The sequence below is a fragment of the Pseudomonas sp. JUb42 genome (assembly GCF_024807945.1).
Taxonomy (GTDB): domain Bacteria; phylum Pseudomonadota; class Gammaproteobacteria; order Pseudomonadales; family Pseudomonadaceae; genus Aquipseudomonas.
The window spans coordinates 482292-498532 of sequence record NZ_JANUFD010000003.1; the positions used below are offsets into that span (position 1 = coordinate 482292).

A 16241-nucleotide genomic window follows, 5' to 3' on the forward strand; every position below is an offset into this window, starting at 1 on the left:
ATAGCCTGTGGGCCATGCTTGCGATGACACTCAAACTCCAAGGAATAAACACATGACAGTTGCCTTCTGGTGCGTATTGGTCGCGATCCTTCTGCCTTACGTGTGTACCTCTGTGGCCAAGTACAGCAGCGGCAGGTTCAGCCCGCGACAGAATCACGACCCGCGCGCATTTCTCGAAAAACTCGAAGGCTTGCCCCGCCGCGCTCATGCCGCGCAGTTGAACAGCTTCGAAAGCCTGCCGGGTTTTGCTGCCGCGGTGATCATCGCGGAGATAGCCGGCAACGCCCAGGGCGGCACTATTGATGCGCTGGCGGTGCTCTATATCACCTCTCGCGTGGTGTACATCATTTGCTATCTGGCGGACTGGGCAGCCCTGCGTTCGCTGGTGTGGTTTGTCGGTCTGATATTGATCGTGACGCTGTTCGGCGTTTCTGCATTCCCGGCTAGCTAACCTCTGCGGCAATGCACCGCTTTGGTGTTTGCCGGTCATGCCCGGATACTGCACGCCGTTTTCCCCTGGCCTGGATCGATCATGAACGTGCAAAAGCTGTGTATCGCAATGCTGGCCATACTGGCCTTGAGCGCCTGCGGCGGGGTTGATCCGAACTCGCCTCTGGGCCAGCGCAAGGCGATCTTCAAAGAGATGCTCAAGACCAGCGAGGACATGAACGGCATGCTCAACGGGCGTGTGGCGTTCGATGGCCAGCGTTTCAGCGATGCAGCGGTCAAGCTGGACGCCCTGGCTCAGGAGCCGTGGAAGCATTTTCCTCAGGTCAAGGAAGCCGACCACACCAGCGCCAAGGATGATGTCTGGCAGAAGCAAGAGCGTTTTCAGGTACTGGTCAGCTCACTGGAAGCGGCCACGGGTGAGTTGAAGGGAGTTGCTGCGGCCAAGCCGACGGCTGCTGTCCTGGCTCCCTCATTAAGTAAGGTTCAGGCAGCGTGTGAGGCCTGCCATAAGGAGTTTCGGGTTTACTGACGGAGTGTCGTGCGGCAATCACGGTGTTGTAGGCGCTGCCGAAGGCTGCGAATAGGCCTGTCAGATACACCGCTTTCGCAGCCTTCGTCAGCTCCTGCAGGCAATCCAGTTATGTTGTCAATCCTCCGGCTGAATCTTCTCAAGCTCGGTCTGGGCTTCCTGCAATTCTTTGCGCGAATCAGCCAGCTTCTCTTTGCGCTTGTTGATCTTCTGCGCGTCACCTTTCTCCATGGCCTTGGTAAGATCGTTCTGGCGGCGGGTGACTTCACGTTTGGCGTCCAGCACTTTCTGCTCGCGTTGCTTGAGCAGCGACGTCTCGCTGCAGTTGGCGTTCGCTTCACTCAGGGCCTTCTCCAGTCCTGCTTGCTGATCCTTGTCGCCATCGGTTTTGGCCTGTTGGATTTTGCTGCGGATTTCCTGGCTCTTGGCGGCACAGCCCATCGACGGTGGCGATGCGTCTTCAGCGAATACGGGAACGCTGAACATGGCCAGACTGCTCAACAGAAACAAGGGCGACAACAACTTCATGACAACTCCTGAAACAACAGTGGCGCTCGGCACAGATGAAGAAAAAACCGGGCGCTGAAAAATGACGGACTACTAAAAACCTTGAATGCCCAGGCTTTGCAATTGCTGGCTTAGTGCCTGTATCTGAGGGTCCTGAAAAAAGCCAACCAGTTGCGTCGCCCTGACCGGCCCGATACCCGGCAGTGCCTGCCATTGTTCATGGCTGCGTATCGCCAGGTCTCGCCAGTTATCAGCCAGGTTCGCTTCGGCAACCGCAGGCAGGCCGATGGCTTTGAGCCAGGAAAGGAAGGGGCGTTCACGGGCACTTTGCAGACTTGTGAGCAACTTGGCGCTACGCCGCTCACCAAAGCCGGGCATGGTAGCAAGTCGCGCGCTGTCCATGGACATCCAATCCAGCATGCCTTTGACCATTCCTGCCTCAATCAGGCTGTCCCAGGTGCCCGGCCCGACACCCGTGAGGCCCAAGCCCTTCTTGCCACTGAGCCAGGCCAGGCGGGCACGGAACTGGCCTTCACAGCCCGGGACAATCTGTAGGCAACTCAATGAATGATAGTCCTCAGCCTTGGGAACCTGTAGTTCGACACGCTCGACGCTGCGCGAAATAACCCCATCCAGGCGCGGGATGGTCAGCCCCGCCAGGCTGATTGCGACTTGGTCGCCGGGACGTATATCCAGTTGCTGCCAGCGTTGCAGCGAGCCGACGCTGATGCGGCTGATTTGTCGGTCATCCAGGCGGATCGGCTTGAGCTCCAGCACCGGACTGATCCGCCCGCTACGGCCAATGGCGAACTCGACTTTGCGCACTTCAGCCAGAGCCTGGGCGAATGGATATTTCCATGCGGCGATCCAGTACGGCGCCCTGGGTTGCCAACGCTCTATGGGCGGGCGCAGGCCTTCGCGCAATATCACGCCATCGGTGGCAAAGGGCAGCGGGCTGCGATACCAGTTCTCACGCCATTGCTCGGCCTGGCTAAAGGTATTCAGGGGTTGGCTGTAAAGGGCGCTGTCAGTGAAACCCATGGCGCCCAGTCCGGTCAGCCTCTCGGGCATCTCGGCAGGGCCTGCGGGCCAGTCCCAGACAAACAAGCCGATATTCGCTGCATCTTCAGTGCTCATCTGCTGCCGGGCCATCAGCCCGGCAACCTTGCTGCGGGCGTTGAGGCTGCCTGATTTAGCCTGTACATGCCCGTCGAGGCGCCAGTACAACTCGCCTTGCAGGACCAGGGTTTCCTCCCAGGGCAGGCGGTTGGGGATGGCGTCGATCTGTGCGGCATGGCGAGTCCATGAATGGCCGTGCCTGCCGTCGCCGCGGCTGATCAGGTGGGTGAGTCGGCCTTTCTGATACACCAGCGTCACGGCGACCCCGTCGACTTTGGGTTGAATCCACAGATTTTTACGGTTCTTGATCCAGTCCTGCACGGCGTTGGTGTCGGCCAGTTTTGACACGCCTGTATGAACGATGGGGTGAGCTATCGGGCCTTTCGCCGTGCGTAGCGGGGCTGCGGTTTCGGCCGTCACGCTGGCAAAACACTGGTGTAGCGCGCTCAGGCGCTGGCGGGATTGGTCATACAGTTCGTCAGGGATCAGCGAAATGTTCTGGCGGTGGTAACTGTCGTCCCACAGGTCGATCTGCTGTTGCAGTTGGCGGATTTCGTCACGGGCCTGTGCGGGCTGCCAATCTGGGCAGGATTCGGCGCGGGCGGTGAGCGCGCTGAGGGTCAGGGCGGTGCAGATCAGGAGGCGCAGATTGGTCAGCATCGAAGCGTCCTTGCTTGAGGTCAGAACTGACAGGCTAGTGATATCCCGATGGTTTTGGCGGATGAGGTGGTTACCGGATTTTGCCGGTCGGTACAGATCTCCCTCGTTTGCGCGCATAGCTGTACCTTGAGCCGGGCGCTGGCCCATGCAGAATGAAAGCCCGACTTCACTCACGCCTGGGTGCCTCATGAATCTTGCAACGCTGCTTGTCTTCGTCCCTGCCTGCTTTGCCCTGAACATGGCGCCGGGGCCGAACAATCTGCTGTCCATCAGCAATGCCAGTCGCTATGGCCTGGTCATGGCCTGCCTCGGCGGGCTTGGGCGGTTATTGGCCTTCGCGATCATGATTGCCCTGGCGGCGGTGGGCCTGACCGCTGTTCTGCATACGTCGGAGTGGTTGTTTCACGGGATCAAGATCGTGGGTGCGGCCTATCTGTTCTACATTGCCGTGCAGCTTTGGCGGGCGAAACCGACGATGGAAGACGAGGCGAAGGTCGCCATGATCGGCATGGGCAGCCTGGCCCGGCAGGAGTTTCTGGTAGCGATCGGCAATCCCAAGGCGATCCTGCTGTTCACTGCGTTCCTGCCGCAGTTTGTCGATCAGGGGGGCGATGTGATCAGGCAGTTCGCTGTGTTGGGTGGTCTGTTTCTCGCGCTGGAATGCATCGCGATCGCGCTCTACGGCTGCATGGGTGTGCATGCGCGCAAGCTGTTTGCGCGGCCTAGCGGCAAGCGCCTGTTCAACCGGATTTGCGCGACGTTATTGGCGGGGGCGGCTTCGGTGTTGTTGGTGGCGCGGCGGGCGTGAGGTTTGGTTGTCTGGTTTTCACGAGGGCGGACTGTGGGAGCGAATTCATTCGCGAATAGGTCGGTACATTCGTCGAAAACAGGGAGTCTGTAACACCGCCTTCGCGAATGAATTCGCTCCCACAAACAGCGCCCGCCTCGGGCTTGCCTCGATAGTGTCTGGCTGAATGCAAAAAGCCCCCGCAGACCGGGTCTGCGGGGGCTTTTTCACTGAGCTACAGCCAAGGCTGTATTACAGGCCGGCCGCCTTGCGCAGGGCTTCGGCGCGGTCAGTTTTTTCCCAGGTGAACGTGGTGAAGGTGTCGTCGCCCACGGTCTTGGTTTGCGGCGTACGACCGAAGTGGCCGTAGGCTGCGGTTTCCTGGTACATCGGGTGCAGCAGGTCGAGCATCTTGGTGATCGCGTATGGACGCAGGTCGAAGATGTCGCGAACCAGTTTGATGATCTTGTCATCGCTGATCTTGCCGGTGCCGAAGGTGTTCAGCGAGATCGAAGTCGGTTGAGCGACGCCGATGGCGTAGGACACCTGGATCTCGCAACGCTCGGCCAGGCCAGCGGCAACGATGTTCTTGGCAACATAACGGCCAGCGTAGGCAGCCGAACGGTCAACCTTGGATGGATCCTTGCCGGAGAACGCGCCACCGCCGTGACGGGCCATGCCGCCGTAGCTGTCGACGATGATCTTGCGACCGGTCAGACCGCAGTCGCCAACCGGGCCGCCGATGATGAACTGGCCAGTCGGGTTGATGTGGAACTGGGTGTCCTTGTGCAGCAGTTCGGCAGGCAGTACGTGCTTGACGATCAGTTCCATCACGCCTTCGCGCAGGTCGTTGTACGACACTTCCGGGTTGTGCTGGGTCGACAGAACGACGGCATCGATACCGACAACCTTGCCGTTTTCGTAGCTGCAGGTGACCTGGGATTTTGCATCCGGACGCAGCCAAGGCAGCAGGCCCGACTTGCGTGCTTCAGCCTGGCGCTTGACCAATTGATGCGAGAACGCGATTGGCGCAGGCATCAGTTCTGCGGTTTCGTTGCTGGCGTAGCCGAACATCAGGCCCTGGTCGCCGGCGCCCTGATCTTCAGGCTTGGCACGGTCGACACCCTGGTTGATGTCAGGGGACTGCTTGCCGATGATGTTCATCACGCCGCAGGTGGCGCCGTCGAAGCCGACGTCGGAGCTGGTGTAGCCGATGTCGCTGATCACGTCACGAACGATCTGCTCCAGGTCGACCCAGGCGCTGGTGGTCACTTCGCCGGCAACGATGGCAACACCGGTCTTGACCAGGGTCTCAACGGCTACGCGAGCGTGTTTGTCCTGGGCAATGATGGCATCCAGTACAGCGTCGGAGATCTGGTCAGCGATCTTGTCTGGGTGTCCTTCAGACACGGATTCGGAGGTGAAAAGGGAGTATTCGCTCATCTCTACGGGTTTCCTGAAATGTACCGATGGTGAGTGTTGCCAGCCGGTCGCTGAAAGTGGCGAACCTGGATCTGGAAACCATTACGTAAGCCTATATAAAGACTTTCCCCGGGAACTAGCCCCGCAGCGACGGCCCAACGGGCCAGATCGTCCTGTTCAAAACCCAACCAGAGATCGCCACAGGCCTCCTTGGCCCAGCTCTGGTCGTGGCTACACAACTCTGTCACCAACAGGCTACCGCCTGGTTGCACCAGGTCCGCCAGTTGGCCAAGTGCTTCAGCCGGTGCGGCGAAGTGGTGAAGCACCATATTCAAGACCACGCAGTCGGCACGCAGTTGGGTGTCCCCCAATGCATCGGCAAGACGCAGCTCAACGTTAGCCAATGCCTGACGTGCGCACAGCTGGCGCGCCAGCTCAAGCATAGCCGGGCTGTTGTCCAGCGCCGTGACGTGACGAAAGCGTCGTGCCAGTTCCGGCAGGAAGCCACCGTCGCCGGGGCCCACTTCCAGTGCCGTGGCATCGGCGCCGAAGCTCAGCTTGTCGAGCAGCGACAGCAGGCTTTCGCGGTACTGCGCCAGGCCCGCAATCAGATCCTGCTGGGCGCGAAATTTGTCCGCGACCCGGGCAAAAAAATCCTGACTGGCGGTGGCGCGCTGGCGATGCACTAGGCCGATCCTTGCTTGCACGTCATCCGGCAACTGCAGGGTATCGACTTCATCGAGCAGCGCTGCATGCAGCCTGCCGCCCGGTTGTCCGGTGTGGGGCAGGGCGCGGCGATAGAAAATCGCATTGCCTTCGCGGCGGGTTGCGACCAGATCAGCCTGTGCCAGCACCTTCAAGTGGTGGCTCATGCCCGATTGGCCTATGGCGAAAATCTGCGCCAGCTCCAGCACGCCGAACGAATCGTTGGCCAGGGCGCGCAATACGTTCAGCCGCAACGGATCGCCGCCTGCCTTGCACAAGGCTGACAGGTCGTCGCAGGTGTCATGGCGAATTGCAGGCACGCGAAGGTTCATAGGGCTGGCAGTCTAGAGAGCGACCGGCGCCTGCGCAAGTTCAGTATCAAAAAGTTTTGATATTGGTTGATGAATGGCGTTTATCAGGCGTCGTGATTCCGGCACAGCGTACTGATAACGGGCAAATCGTCGTGCCAAGGCAGGAAAATCACGCCTCGGACGTTATCTGTCATTGCCCCGCAGCAATGCCTGAGGGAAAATGCACCCCTTTTTCCGATCCCATTCTTTACTGCCCCCAGGAGATCAGCGATGCCCAGCCGTCGTGAGCGAGCCAACGCCATTCGTGCCCTCAGCATGGATGCCGTGCAGAAAGCCAACAGCGGCCATCCCGGTGCCCCTATGGGCATGGCGGATATCGCGGAAGTTCTTTGGCGTGACTACCTGAAGCACAACCCGAGCAACCCGTCGTTCGCCGACCGTGACCGCTTCATCATGTCCAACGGCCATGGTTCGATGCTGGTTTACTCGCTGCTGCACCTGACCGGCTACGACCTGTCCATCGACGACCTGAAAAATTTCCGTCAGTTGCACAGCCGCACTCCGGGCCACCCGGAATACGGCTACACGCCTGGCGTCGAGACCACCACCGGCCCGCTGGGCCAGGGTTTCGCCAACTCGGTCGGCTTCGCTGCCGCTGAAAAGATTCTGGCGGCGCAGTTCAACCGTCCTGGCCACAACATCGTCGACCACCACACCTATGTGTTCATGGGTGATGGCTGCATGATGGAAGGCATCTCCCACGAAGCCGCCTCCCTGGCTGGCACCCTGGGCCTGAACAAGCTGATCGCTTTCTACGACGACAACGGCATCTCCATCGACGGCGAAGTCGAAGGCTGGTTCACCGACGACACGCCAAAGCGTTTCGAGTCGTACAACTGGCTGGTCATCCGCAACGTCGACGGTCACGATCCGGAAGAGATCAAGACCGCCATCGACACCGCGCGCAAGAGCGACAAGCCGACCCTGATCTGCTGCAAGACCACCATCGGCTTCGGCTCGCCGAACAAGCAGGGCAAGGAAGAGTGCCACGGCGCTCCACTGGGCGCCGAAGAGATCGCCCTGACCCGTGCGGCCCTGAAATGGACCCACGGTCCTTTCGAAATCCCGGCCAATATCTACTCCGAGTGGAATGCCAAGGAAAAAGGCCTGGCTGTCGAAGCCGAGTGGGACCAGCGTTTCGCTGCCTACTCCGCTGCTTTCCCTGAGCTGGCCAACGAGCTGATCCGTCGCATGAGCGGCGAGCTGCCGGCTGACTTCGCGGAAAAATCCGCTGCCTACGTGGCTGAAGTCAACGCCAAGGGCGAAACCATCGCCAGCCGCAAGGCCAGCCAGAACTCCCTGACGGCCTTCGGTCCGTTGTTGCCTGAACTGCTCGGCGGTTCGGCCGACCTGGCCGGTTCCAACCTGACCATCTGGAAAGGCTGCAAGAGCATCACCGGCGAAGACGCCAACGGTAACTACCTGCACTACGGCGTGCGCGAGTTCGGCATGGGCGCCATGATGAACGGTATCGCCCTGCACGGTGGCTTCGTGCCATACGGCGCAACCTTCCTGATCTTCATGGAATACGCCCGTAACGCAGTGCGCATGTCGTCCCTGATGAAGAAGCGCGTGCTCTATGTGTTCACCCACGACTCCATCGGTCTGGGCGAAGACGGCCCGACGCACCAGCCGATCGAACAGCTGACCAGCCTGCGTACCACGCCTAACCTGGACACCTGGCGTCCGGCGGACGCGGTCGAATCGGCCGTGGCCTGGAAATATGCCCTGGAGCGCAACGACGGCCCGTCGGCGTTGATCTTCTCCCGTCAGAACCTGCCACACCAAAGCCGCGATGCCGAGCAACTGGCGAACATCGCCCGTGGCGGCTATGTGCTGCGTGACTGCGCTGGTGAGCCGGAGCTGATCCTGATCTCCACTGGTTCTGAAATTGGCCTGGCCGTTCAGGCCTACGACAAGCTGACTGCTGCCGGCCGTAAGGTTCGCGTGGTGTCGATGCCTTGCACCAGCGTCTTCGAAGCCCAGGACGCCGGCTACAAGCAAGCGGTCCTACCGTTGCAGGTCAGCGCCCGTATCGCCATCGAAGCGGCCCACGCCGACTACTGGTACAAGTACGTCGGTCTGGAAGGTCGTGTCATCGGCATGACCACCTTCGGCGAGTCGGCGCCTGCGCCTGCGCTGTTCGAAGAGTTCGGCTTCACCCTGGAGAATGTGATCAGCACAGCGGAAGAATTGCTGGAAGACTGATTGGCTCAGCCCTGTGGGAGCGGATTCATCCGCGAAGGCGCCAGTTGAGGCGCCAGAGGTCTCTAGGTGATCAACGCCGTAGTGGCCCATTCGCGGATGAATCCGCTCCCACAGGTTTTTCGCAATCCGCTTGTGCTGCGAGAACCCCATGCCCCAACCCCGCATGTATAAAGTTGCTCTGAACGGCTACGGCCGGATCGGTCGTTGCGTCCTGCGTGCGCTCTGTGAGCGAGGGGCGAAGGCCGGGTTTGAAGTGGTTGCGATCAACGACCTGGCTGACATGGCCAGTCTCGAATACCTCACGCGCTTTGACTCCACCCATGGCCGGTTTCCCGGCGAAGTGCGGGTCGAAGGCGATTTTCTGCATATCAACGATCACGTCATCAAAGTGTTCCGCAGCGCGACGCCCGAAGGCATCGACTGGAACGCGCTGGACGTCGATCTGGTGCTGGAATGCTCCGGTGTCTACAACACCCGGGCCGATGGCGAGCGCTTTCTGGCCGCCCGAGCACCCCGCGTGCTGTTCTCCCAGCCCATGGCCAGCGAAGCTGATGTCGACGCCACCATCGTCTACGGCATCAACCAGCACACCCTGACCGGCGCCGAGCGTCTGGTTTCCGCCGCATCCTGCACCACCAACTGCAGCGTGCCGTTGCTGGACCTGCTCAACCGCGAGCTGGGCCTGGAATACATCACCATCACCACGATTCACTCGGCAATGAACGACCAGCCGGTAATCGACGCCTATCATCATGAAGATCTGCGCCGTACGCGCTCGGCCTTCCAGTCGATCATTCCGGTGTCCACTGGTCTGGCGCGCGGTATTGAGCGCCTGCTTCCGGAACTTGCCGGGCGAATTCAGGCCAAAGCAGTTCGTGTGCCGACGGTGAACGTGTCGTGCCTCGATATCACCATGCAAGTCAAACGTGATACCGATGCCGTGGAGATCAACCGGATTTTGCGCGAGGCTGCCACCAGCGGCCCGCTCAAAGGCCTGCTGGCGTATACCGAACTGCCCCACGCCAGCTGTGACTTCAATCATGACCCTCATTCGGCGATCGTCGATGCGAGTCAGACCCGCGTTTCCGGCCCACGGCTGGTCAACGTGCTGGCCTGGTTCGACAACGAATGGGGCTTTGCCAATCGAATGCTGGACACCGCGAATCACTATTTGCGTGCCGCCAACTCACAACAGTAAAAACAGGGACCGCCTCACATGACCGTGTTGAAGATGACCGACCTTGATCTGCAAGGTAAGCGTGTACTGATCCGCGAAGACCTCAATGTCCCGGTCAAGGACGGAGCTGTCACCAGCGACGCACGCATTCTTGCCGCGCTGCCGACCATCAAGCTGGCGCTGGAAAAGGGCGCGGCCGTGATGGTCTGCTCGCATCTGGGTCGCCCGACCGAAGGTGAATTCTCCGCCGAAAACAGCCTCAAGCCGGTTGCCGACTACCTGAGCAAGGCTCTGGGTCGCGAAGTGCCGCTGGTGGCCGACTACCTGGGCGGTGTTGACGTCAAGGCCGGCGACATCGTGCTGTTCGAGAACGTGCGCTTCAACAAGGGCGAGAAAAAGAACGCCGACGAGCTGGCGCAGCAATACGCTGCCCTGTGCGACATCTTCGTGATGGACGCCTTTGGCACCGCTCACCGTGCCGAGGGTTCGACCCATGGCGTGGCCAAGTTCGCCAAGGTCGCCGCGGCGGGTCCCCTGCTGGCTGCTGAACTGGACGCACTGGGCAAGGCTCTGGGTGCGCCGGCCAAGCCAATGGCCGCCATCGTTGCCGGCTCCAAGGTCTCGACCAAACTCGACGTCCTCAACAGCCTGAGCGCGATCTGCGATCAGCTGATCGTCGGCGGCGGCATTGCCAACACCTTCCTGGCTGCAGCCGGGCACAAGGTCGGCAAGTCCCTGTACGAGCCGGACCTGCTGGACACCGCCCGCGCCATCGCCGCCAAGGTCAGCGTGCCATTGCCGACCGACGTGGTTGTCGCCAAGCAATTCGCTGAAACCGCCGAAGCCACGGTCAAACTCATCAAAGACGTGGCTGATGACGACATGATCCTCGACATCGGGCCGCAAACCGCTGCGCACTTCGCCGAACTGCTGAAATCTTCCAAGACTATCCTGTGGAACGGTCCGGTCGGCGTATTCGAGTTCGATCAGTTCGGTAACGGCACCAAGGTTCTGGCCCAGGCCATCGCGCAAAGCCCGGCGTTTTCCATTGCTGGTGGTGGTGACACTCTGGCAGCCATCGATAAATATGGCGTTGCCGAGCAAATCTCCTACATTTCCACCGGTGGCGGCGCATTCCTGGAATTCGTCGAAGGCAAGGTCCTGCCTGCGGTCGAAATGCTGGAACAACGTGCCAAGGCCTGATCAACGGGCTTTGGGAAAGGGGATTCACATGGTCAAGCCGTTACCGCTGCTCATATTCGCTGGTCTGTTGACCGGCTGTGCCAGCGCACCTGAGGCGGATGAAGTTGACCGCAGCGCAGCACCCCAGGTGCTCGCCGTGGGCTGCTATCAATCTGCCTGGCAGGCTGAAACCGTACCGGTCCTCTACAAGCGCGGCGGGCCGCAAGCGTGGGATCGTTACGATTTCATGCCGGCGGTCGGCCCGGTGGCCTGCCGTTGAGTCGGCCTGGCTGAGTAGCGGAGCAACATCTGCGGGGCGCAGTGGTCACTACTGGGTAAGTATCTTTTTCGCAAGGAAGGAGCTTCACCATGAAAGTAGCTGCCCTGGCCCTGTTCAGTTGTCTGGTGTTGGCGGGTTGTACCGGTTCCGGTGCCCACACCAAAGCGTGTGAAGTGTTGAGTCCGGCGTCCGTGGATGTGCCGACGACCCAGAACGATCAACGGGTCGAAGCGCATGTCACGGGTGAGCCGTCCGGTAAGCCAAACGAACAGAATTGCCCCTGAAGTATCGAGGCAACCGGCACGGGCCGGGCATCGCGGGGCAAGCCAGGAGATTCAATGAAAGGCTTGATTGCCCTCGTGGTATTTGCGGTGCTCGGCGGTTGCGCCAACCTGCAAGGGACACAACCAGCCACTACGGCCTGGACCCATTGGGTCTGTGACAGCAAGGCCGAAGTCTACTGGCGCTACACTAATCCGGGTAAAACCGGAGTTGAAGCGCGTTTGAACCAGAGCGAGCAGGTTTTCCCGCTCAAGGTTGTGCCCGGTTCTTCCGGTTCGCTGTTCAGTAACGGCGTGCTGGCGTTTCACGTAAATGGTGATGAAGGCCTGGTTTACTGGGAAGCCACCAATGATTTGATCGGTCGCGGTTGCAAGGCAGCCGGCTGATCGACCTGCCCGACCACGGTCGATGCAGATAACTTGAATAGCAGCCGCCGCTCCGGCAGGCTTGCACGATTAACGACCCTACCGGGAGAGATACAGACAATGGCACTTATCAGCATGCGCCAGATGTTGGACCACGCAGCCGAGTTCGGTTACGGCGTCCCAGCTTTCAACGTGAACAACCTGGAACAGATGCGCGCCATTATGGAAGCGGCTGACAAGACCGATTCCCCGGTGATCGTCCAGGCTTCGGCCGGTGCGCGCAAATACGCTGGCGCCCCGTTCCTGCGTCACCTGATCCTGGCCGCCATTGAAGAATTCCCGCACATCCCGGTGGTCATGCACCAGGACCACGGCACCAGCCCTGACATCTGCCAGCGTTCGATCCAGTTGGGCTTCAGCTCGGTGATGATGGACGGTTCCCTGGGTGTCGACGGCAAGACGCCGACCACCTACGAATACAACATCGACGTCACCAGCCGCGTAGTGGCTTTCGCCCACGCCTGTGGCGTTTCGGTTGAAGGCGAACTAGGTGTTCTGGGTTCGCTGGAAACCGGTATGGCCGGTGAAGAAGACGGCGTTGGCGCCGAAGGCATTCTGGACCACAGCCAGATGCTGACCGATCCGGAAGAAGCCGCTGACTTCGTTAAGCGCACCCAGGTCGATGCCCTGGCCATCGCCATTGGCACCAGCCACGGCGCTTACAAGTTCACCAAGCCGCCTACCGGCGACATCCTGGCGATCGAGCGCATCAAAGAGATCCACAAACGCATCCCTAACACCCACCTGGTGATGCACGGCTCGTCTTCGGTCCCGCAAGAGTGGCTGAAAATCATCAACGAGTACGGCGGCGACATCAAGGAAACCTACGGCGTACCGGTCGAGGAAATCGTTGAAGGCATCAAGCACGGCGTGCGCAAGGTCAACATCGACACCGACCTGCGCCTGGCGTCTACCGGTGCCATCCGCGAATTCATGGCCAAGAACCCGAGCGAGTTCGACCCGCGCAAATACCTGGCCAAGACCGTCTCGGCCATGCGCGACGTTTGCATCGCCCGCTACGAAGCTTTCGGCACCGCTGGCAATGCCTCGAAGATCAAGCCGATCTCCCTGGATCACATGTTCGAGCGTTACGCCAAAGGCGAGCTGGATGCCAAGATCAACTGAGTGATGGTTGATTGGATTGTATGAGCTGAAGTCGGGCTCTTTGAAAGGCCGATGTCGGGTACCGACATCGGCTTTTTTATGCGGGATGACTCATCAGAAGAGTTTCAAGCTTCGCCTGATGTGCTTCACTAGCCCCCAGCTAGTGCCGCTGATTGTTCCTCGGCAGTAATTATTTACTATTCGATCATAGTGAAATCCCTCTTTCTCAAGGGTATTCAACAGGTCGCTGAGGCGCATATCGCCCAGGGGACGCAATATATCTGCACCGGTTCCTTGAGCAATATCTGCCAACTCGAATCGAAAGTTTGCACTCAGGCTCCCCGATCTAATATGTTCTGCAATTGAAAACTCTTCGAGAACGTAATCAGGAATTGCGGTATCTCCTGCTTTGTATCTGTAAGGGGTGCGGGCCTGGATACGTTGCGACCAAGTGGTCTTGAAATCAGTCGCCGTTGTACCCAATCCTGAGCGGAACTGCATTTCGGTGTTGGGTAGAGGATTCAAATAGTGTCCTTTCCGGGCTATAGCATGGGCGTCAATAAACAAAACACGGCTATCTAGACCCCCGCTGTAGATTTCAGCGGCTGCTTGCATTCGCTGATTGCCTGCCACCATATGCACGTCAAAAGAACCCAGGTTTCTCGCCGGTATGGTGCCTCTTCTCTGGACCATCCGCGTAGCAACCGCGTTTTCTGCGCGCCATCCCGAACTGCCGAATTGGCGACCTGCACTAACGGCACCCAGTCCAGCGAGTTTTGCCCCAAACATACCAACACCTGCGCTGGCAAGGCCAGTGCCCAGGGAGGCCCATCCAAGCCCGGTCGACAATTGCGGATTATTTTGCGCCGTGGCAGCGGCCGCAATACCAAATCCTGCCGATACTATGGCAATACCCGTTGCCGCTACTGCCCACCCAACTGATGCGCCTCCTGTTAGAGGAGCGAGTGCAATGCCGATGGCGCCCTCAAAGACGGCGCGTACAACCGGGCTATTTAATGCAGGTTCGTTCACGCGACTGTACCTGTTTCCGATCTCGACATGCCCGTCAGGATCATGGAAATTGATAGGGTCGGCACAATAGCTATAACCGTTGGCGCCGCCTTCGCCGAATGGGCTCAAGCTGTCCGGTATGTGGAATCGCTGAATGGTCGTGTCATAAGCTCGGTAACCGTTACCAAGATGATAGAGGCCTGTTACCCGATCAATGGGTTCACCGTTGTAACCCAACCAGTTTTTTGTTTCCCAGTTATCTGGGCGATAGCCGAAGGGGGTGTAGGAAAAGAACGTAGTTGATTTATTTGCAGGATCATAGCTGGCTATCAAAGAGCCGTGCATGTCCTGAAGTTCAAAGCTATAGCTGGTTGTTTTGGCCAAAATTTGCTGTTGAACTTTGCAGCTACGATTATTATTCAAGAGGACCAGCGTGCGGAATTCGCTAGCGTCGCCGAATTCTATCAGCCCATCTCGCGCATACTGCTTATCATCTCGATAATAAAACATCTCATAGTACTCGAAGCCATAGCATTCTGCTTGTTGTCCATAGGAGTTGTAGAGATATTCGTATGTGTTTTTGGTTGTATTATAAATAATTTGGCTCAGCCTGCCAGTGCTATTGTAGGATAAGGTATAGTTTTGAGCGCTTTCGCTCATGCGGCCTTGATCATCGTAGGTGTAGCTCATGGGGGCATAGGCTTTATCTGTATGAGTAATTGACTGGAGTTGCGTTTTGTCTGTTGCAGAATAGTTGTACGTCGCCGTGTCGCTGTTGGATCCTGAAACGCTGACACAGGTAGTAATGTTGCCTAACATGTCGTAGGTAAATGACTGTTTTTCCAGCGCCTTGTTCGCATGGTCAACCGGTTTCTGCTCGCCAGTGCATTCGTAGGTCTTCAACTGCCCTAATGGCGTATAGGAGAATTTCTCCTGACGCAGTTCTTTTGTGCCCTGCAGGAGCTGACTGCTCACCAGGCGGTCTTGCTCATAGGTATTTTTGAGTGTCAGTTTTGCAAAGTCTTTACTTTCAAAGCGGCGTTCAGTTTCTCGGCTCTGGCTGTCATAGCTGTAATTGGTTGTCACGCATTGCCCGCTCGAAATCGCGGTAACCGCTTCGCTACCCAATCGCCCCCAGCCATCATAAGTCAGGGTGGTTGTAACTTTGTTGCTGGTGGTGCTTTTCAATCGGCCCAGCTCGTCATAACTGAAAGAGGTCTTGTTGCCGAAATCATCAATCCATTCCAACTGCAGGCCGCGCACGGAATAGGACGTACTTGTCGATGTAGTTTTCTGCATATAGCTTACGTTGGATTGTGTTGCTGCTCCTGTAAATTGATTGTAAGTTGTGCTGGTAGTAGTTACCACTGAAGGATCTACAATTTTTATGGGGGCGATCTGACTCTTGCCCCAACTACTGCTACCTGTGTAGACATATTTTTGAGTGCGTCCTCCAATATTAGTTTCAGTAATCCGTCCCAATCCATCCACTTTACGCTTTCCAACTTCATAAGCGGCCGAGTCCCTTTCACTTTTCACCGTCGCTCTGTTAGCGACGGGTAGTCGCGTGTGAGATGGATATTCATTTGTAGTCGTCAGGTCACCTTGCTGAATACTAGCAGTACGGTCAAAAGCGTCATAGCTGTACTGTATCGAAGAACCATTGGCCGGGGTCACTTTACTTAGCCGGCCGGTTGCGTCATAGGTATAGTTTTCTATTTCATTGTCCAGCCCGTTGGCATTGACATAAGCCCGCGATTCTATTTTTCCTTGCGCGTCATAGTGGATTTTTATTTTTTCACTGACGTTTTTCCCGTACTCACTCCACTGATAAATATTTCTATTGAGTGCGTCATATTGGAAGCACCGGGCCTCGCCATTAACAATCTGCTGTTTTGATATGTTGCCCCAATTGTCATATGTCGTAACCCGTTCGATGGCGAAAAGCTGAGTTTCATCGTATTTGTAATCGTATTCAATCGTTTTGACTTCCCTGTCCAAGGTGTCGTAGATGGTTTCAGA

At 58.1% G+C, this 16241-nt stretch carries 15 protein-coding genes; 10 read left to right on the forward strand and 5 right to left on the reverse strand.

Annotation, left to right across the window (positions count from 1 at the left end; translation table 11 throughout):
- Positions 1-52: 52 nt before the first annotated feature.
- Complete coding sequence (locus tag M2401_RS08795) at positions 53-451, forward strand: MAPEG family protein (protein ID WP_259101602.1); 399 nt, start codon at positions 53-55, stop codon at positions 449-451.
- 81 nt (positions 452-532) lie between these two features.
- Positions 533-979: a cytochrome c gene (locus M2401_RS08800; protein WP_259101605.1), complete on the forward strand. Its 447-nt coding sequence runs from the start codon at positions 533-535 to the stop codon at positions 977-979.
- 117 nt (positions 980-1096) lie between these two features.
- On the opposite strand, the gene M2401_RS08805 is transcribed toward M2401_RS08800, so the two are convergent.
- Complete coding sequence (locus M2401_RS08805) at positions 1097-1465, reverse strand: DUF1090 domain-containing protein (RefSeq protein WP_409033897.1); 369 nt, start codon at positions 1463-1465, stop codon at positions 1097-1099.
- Between the two features lie 114 nt (positions 1466-1579).
- Positions 1580-3265 carry an NAD-dependent DNA ligase LigB gene (gene ligB, locus M2401_RS08810; protein WP_259101611.1) on the reverse strand — a complete coding sequence of 562 codons (1686 nt, stop codon included), beginning with the start codon at positions 3263-3265 and terminating at the stop codon, positions 1580-1582.
- Positions 3266-3452: 187 nt separating this feature from the next.
- Here ligB and M2401_RS08815 point away from each other — a divergent pair, with 187 nt between their 5' ends.
- Positions 3453-4073 carry a LysE family translocator gene (locus tag M2401_RS08815; RefSeq protein ID WP_259101613.1) on the forward strand — a complete coding sequence of 207 codons (621 nt, stop codon included), beginning with the start codon at positions 3453-3455 and terminating at the stop codon, positions 4071-4073.
- A 231-nt stretch (positions 4074-4304) separates the two neighbouring features.
- On the opposite strand, the gene metK is transcribed toward M2401_RS08815, so the two are convergent.
- A complete protein-coding gene (metK, locus tag M2401_RS08820) occupies positions 4305-5495 on the reverse strand; it encodes a methionine adenosyltransferase (RefSeq protein ID WP_259101616.1) in 1191 nt (396 codons plus the stop codon).
- A 2-nt stretch (positions 5496-5497) separates the two neighbouring features.
- Positions 5498-6511, reverse strand: a complete 1014-nt coding sequence (locus M2401_RS08825; RefSeq protein ID WP_259101619.1) for a metalloregulator ArsR/SmtB family transcription factor — start codon at positions 6509-6511, stop codon at positions 5498-5500.
- Positions 6512-6760: 249 nt separating this feature from the next.
- On the opposite strand from M2401_RS08825, the gene tkt reads away from it, so the two are divergent.
- The 7 genes from tkt (at position 6761) to fba (ending at position 13229) form a co-directional block, all read left to right on the forward strand.
- The gene (tkt, locus tag M2401_RS08830) at positions 6761-8758 is read left to right on the forward strand and encodes a transketolase (protein WP_259101622.1); all 1998 of its coding nucleotides are present in this window, start codon (positions 6761-6763) and stop codon (positions 8756-8758) included.
- Between the two features lie 148 nt (positions 8759-8906).
- A complete protein-coding gene (epd, locus tag M2401_RS08835) occupies positions 8907-9956 on the forward strand; it encodes an erythrose-4-phosphate dehydrogenase (RefSeq protein ID WP_259101623.1) in 1050 nt (349 codons plus the stop codon).
- A gap of 18 nt (positions 9957-9974) precedes the next feature.
- The gene (locus M2401_RS08840; protein ID WP_259101626.1) at positions 9975-11138 is read left to right on the forward strand and encodes a phosphoglycerate kinase; all 1164 of its coding nucleotides are present in this window, start codon (positions 9975-9977) and stop codon (positions 11136-11138) included.
- A gap of 28 nt (positions 11139-11166) precedes the next feature.
- Complete coding sequence (locus M2401_RS08845; protein WP_259101627.1) at positions 11167-11397, forward strand: hypothetical protein; 231 nt, start codon at positions 11167-11169, stop codon at positions 11395-11397.
- 89 nt (positions 11398-11486) lie between these two features.
- Positions 11487-11681, forward strand: coding sequence for a hypothetical protein (locus M2401_RS08850; RefSeq protein ID WP_259101629.1), 195 nt, complete (start codon positions 11487-11489; stop codon positions 11679-11681).
- Between the two features lie 54 nt (positions 11682-11735).
- The gene (locus tag M2401_RS08855) at positions 11736-12065 is read left to right on the forward strand and encodes an MliC family protein (protein WP_259101630.1); all 330 of its coding nucleotides are present in this window, start codon (positions 11736-11738) and stop codon (positions 12063-12065) included.
- Positions 12066-12164: 99 nt separating this feature from the next.
- Complete coding sequence (gene fba, locus M2401_RS08860; RefSeq protein WP_259101632.1) at positions 12165-13229, forward strand: class II fructose-bisphosphate aldolase; 1065 nt, start codon at positions 12165-12167, stop codon at positions 13227-13229.
- A gap of 93 nt (positions 13230-13322) precedes the next feature.
- On the opposite strand, the gene M2401_RS08865 is transcribed toward fba, so the two are convergent.
- Positions 13323-16220 (reverse strand): RHS repeat-associated core domain-containing protein, encoded by a 2898-nt coding sequence (locus M2401_RS08865; RefSeq protein WP_259101634.1) that lies wholly within the window; start codon positions 16218-16220, stop codon positions 13323-13325.
- Positions 16221-16241: the final 21 nt, after the last annotated feature.

Excerpts from the sequence above, each read along its gene's own strand:
- M2401_RS08825 (WP_259101619.1), bottom strand. The coding sequence starts at position 6,511 with ATGAACCTTCGCGTGCCTGCAATTCGCCATGACACCTGCGACGACCTG.
- M2401_RS08815 (WP_259101613.1), top strand. The coding sequence starts at position 3,453 with ATGAATCTTGCAACGCTGCTTGTCTTCGTCCCTGCCTGCTTTGCCCTG.
- M2401_RS08840 (WP_259101626.1), top strand. The coding sequence starts at position 9,975 with ATGACCGTGTTGAAGATGACCGACCTTGATCTGCAAGGTAAGCGTGTA.
- M2401_RS08845 (WP_259101627.1), top strand. The coding sequence starts at position 11,167 with ATGGTCAAGCCGTTACCGCTGCTCATATTCGCTGGTCTGTTGACCGGC.
- M2401_RS08850 (WP_259101629.1), top strand. The coding sequence starts at position 11,487 with ATGAAAGTAGCTGCCCTGGCCCTGTTCAGTTGTCTGGTGTTGGCGGGT.
- tkt (WP_259101622.1), top strand. The coding sequence starts at position 6,761 with ATGCCCAGCCGTCGTGAGCGAGCCAACGCCATTCGTGCCCTCAGCATG.
- M2401_RS08805 (WP_409033897.1), bottom strand. The coding sequence starts at position 1,465 with ATGTTCAGCGTTCCCGTATTCGCTGAAGACGCATCGCCACCGTCGATG.
- M2401_RS08795 (WP_259101602.1), top strand. The coding sequence starts at position 53 with ATGACAGTTGCCTTCTGGTGCGTATTGGTCGCGATCCTTCTGCCTTAC.
- ligB (WP_259101611.1), bottom strand. The coding sequence starts at position 3,265 with ATGCTGACCAATCTGCGCCTCCTGATCTGCACCGCCCTGACCCTCAGC.
- M2401_RS08855 (WP_259101630.1), top strand. The coding sequence starts at position 11,736 with ATGAAAGGCTTGATTGCCCTCGTGGTATTTGCGGTGCTCGGCGGTTGC.
- M2401_RS08800 (WP_259101605.1), top strand. The coding sequence starts at position 533 with ATGAACGTGCAAAAGCTGTGTATCGCAATGCTGGCCATACTGGCCTTG.
- fba (WP_259101632.1), top strand. The coding sequence starts at position 12,165 with ATGGCACTTATCAGCATGCGCCAGATGTTGGACCACGCAGCCGAGTTC.
- epd (WP_259101623.1), top strand. The coding sequence starts at position 8,907 with ATGCCCCAACCCCGCATGTATAAAGTTGCTCTGAACGGCTACGGCCGG.
- metK (WP_259101616.1), bottom strand. The coding sequence starts at position 5,495 with ATGAGCGAATACTCCCTTTTCACCTCCGAATCCGTGTCTGAAGGACAC.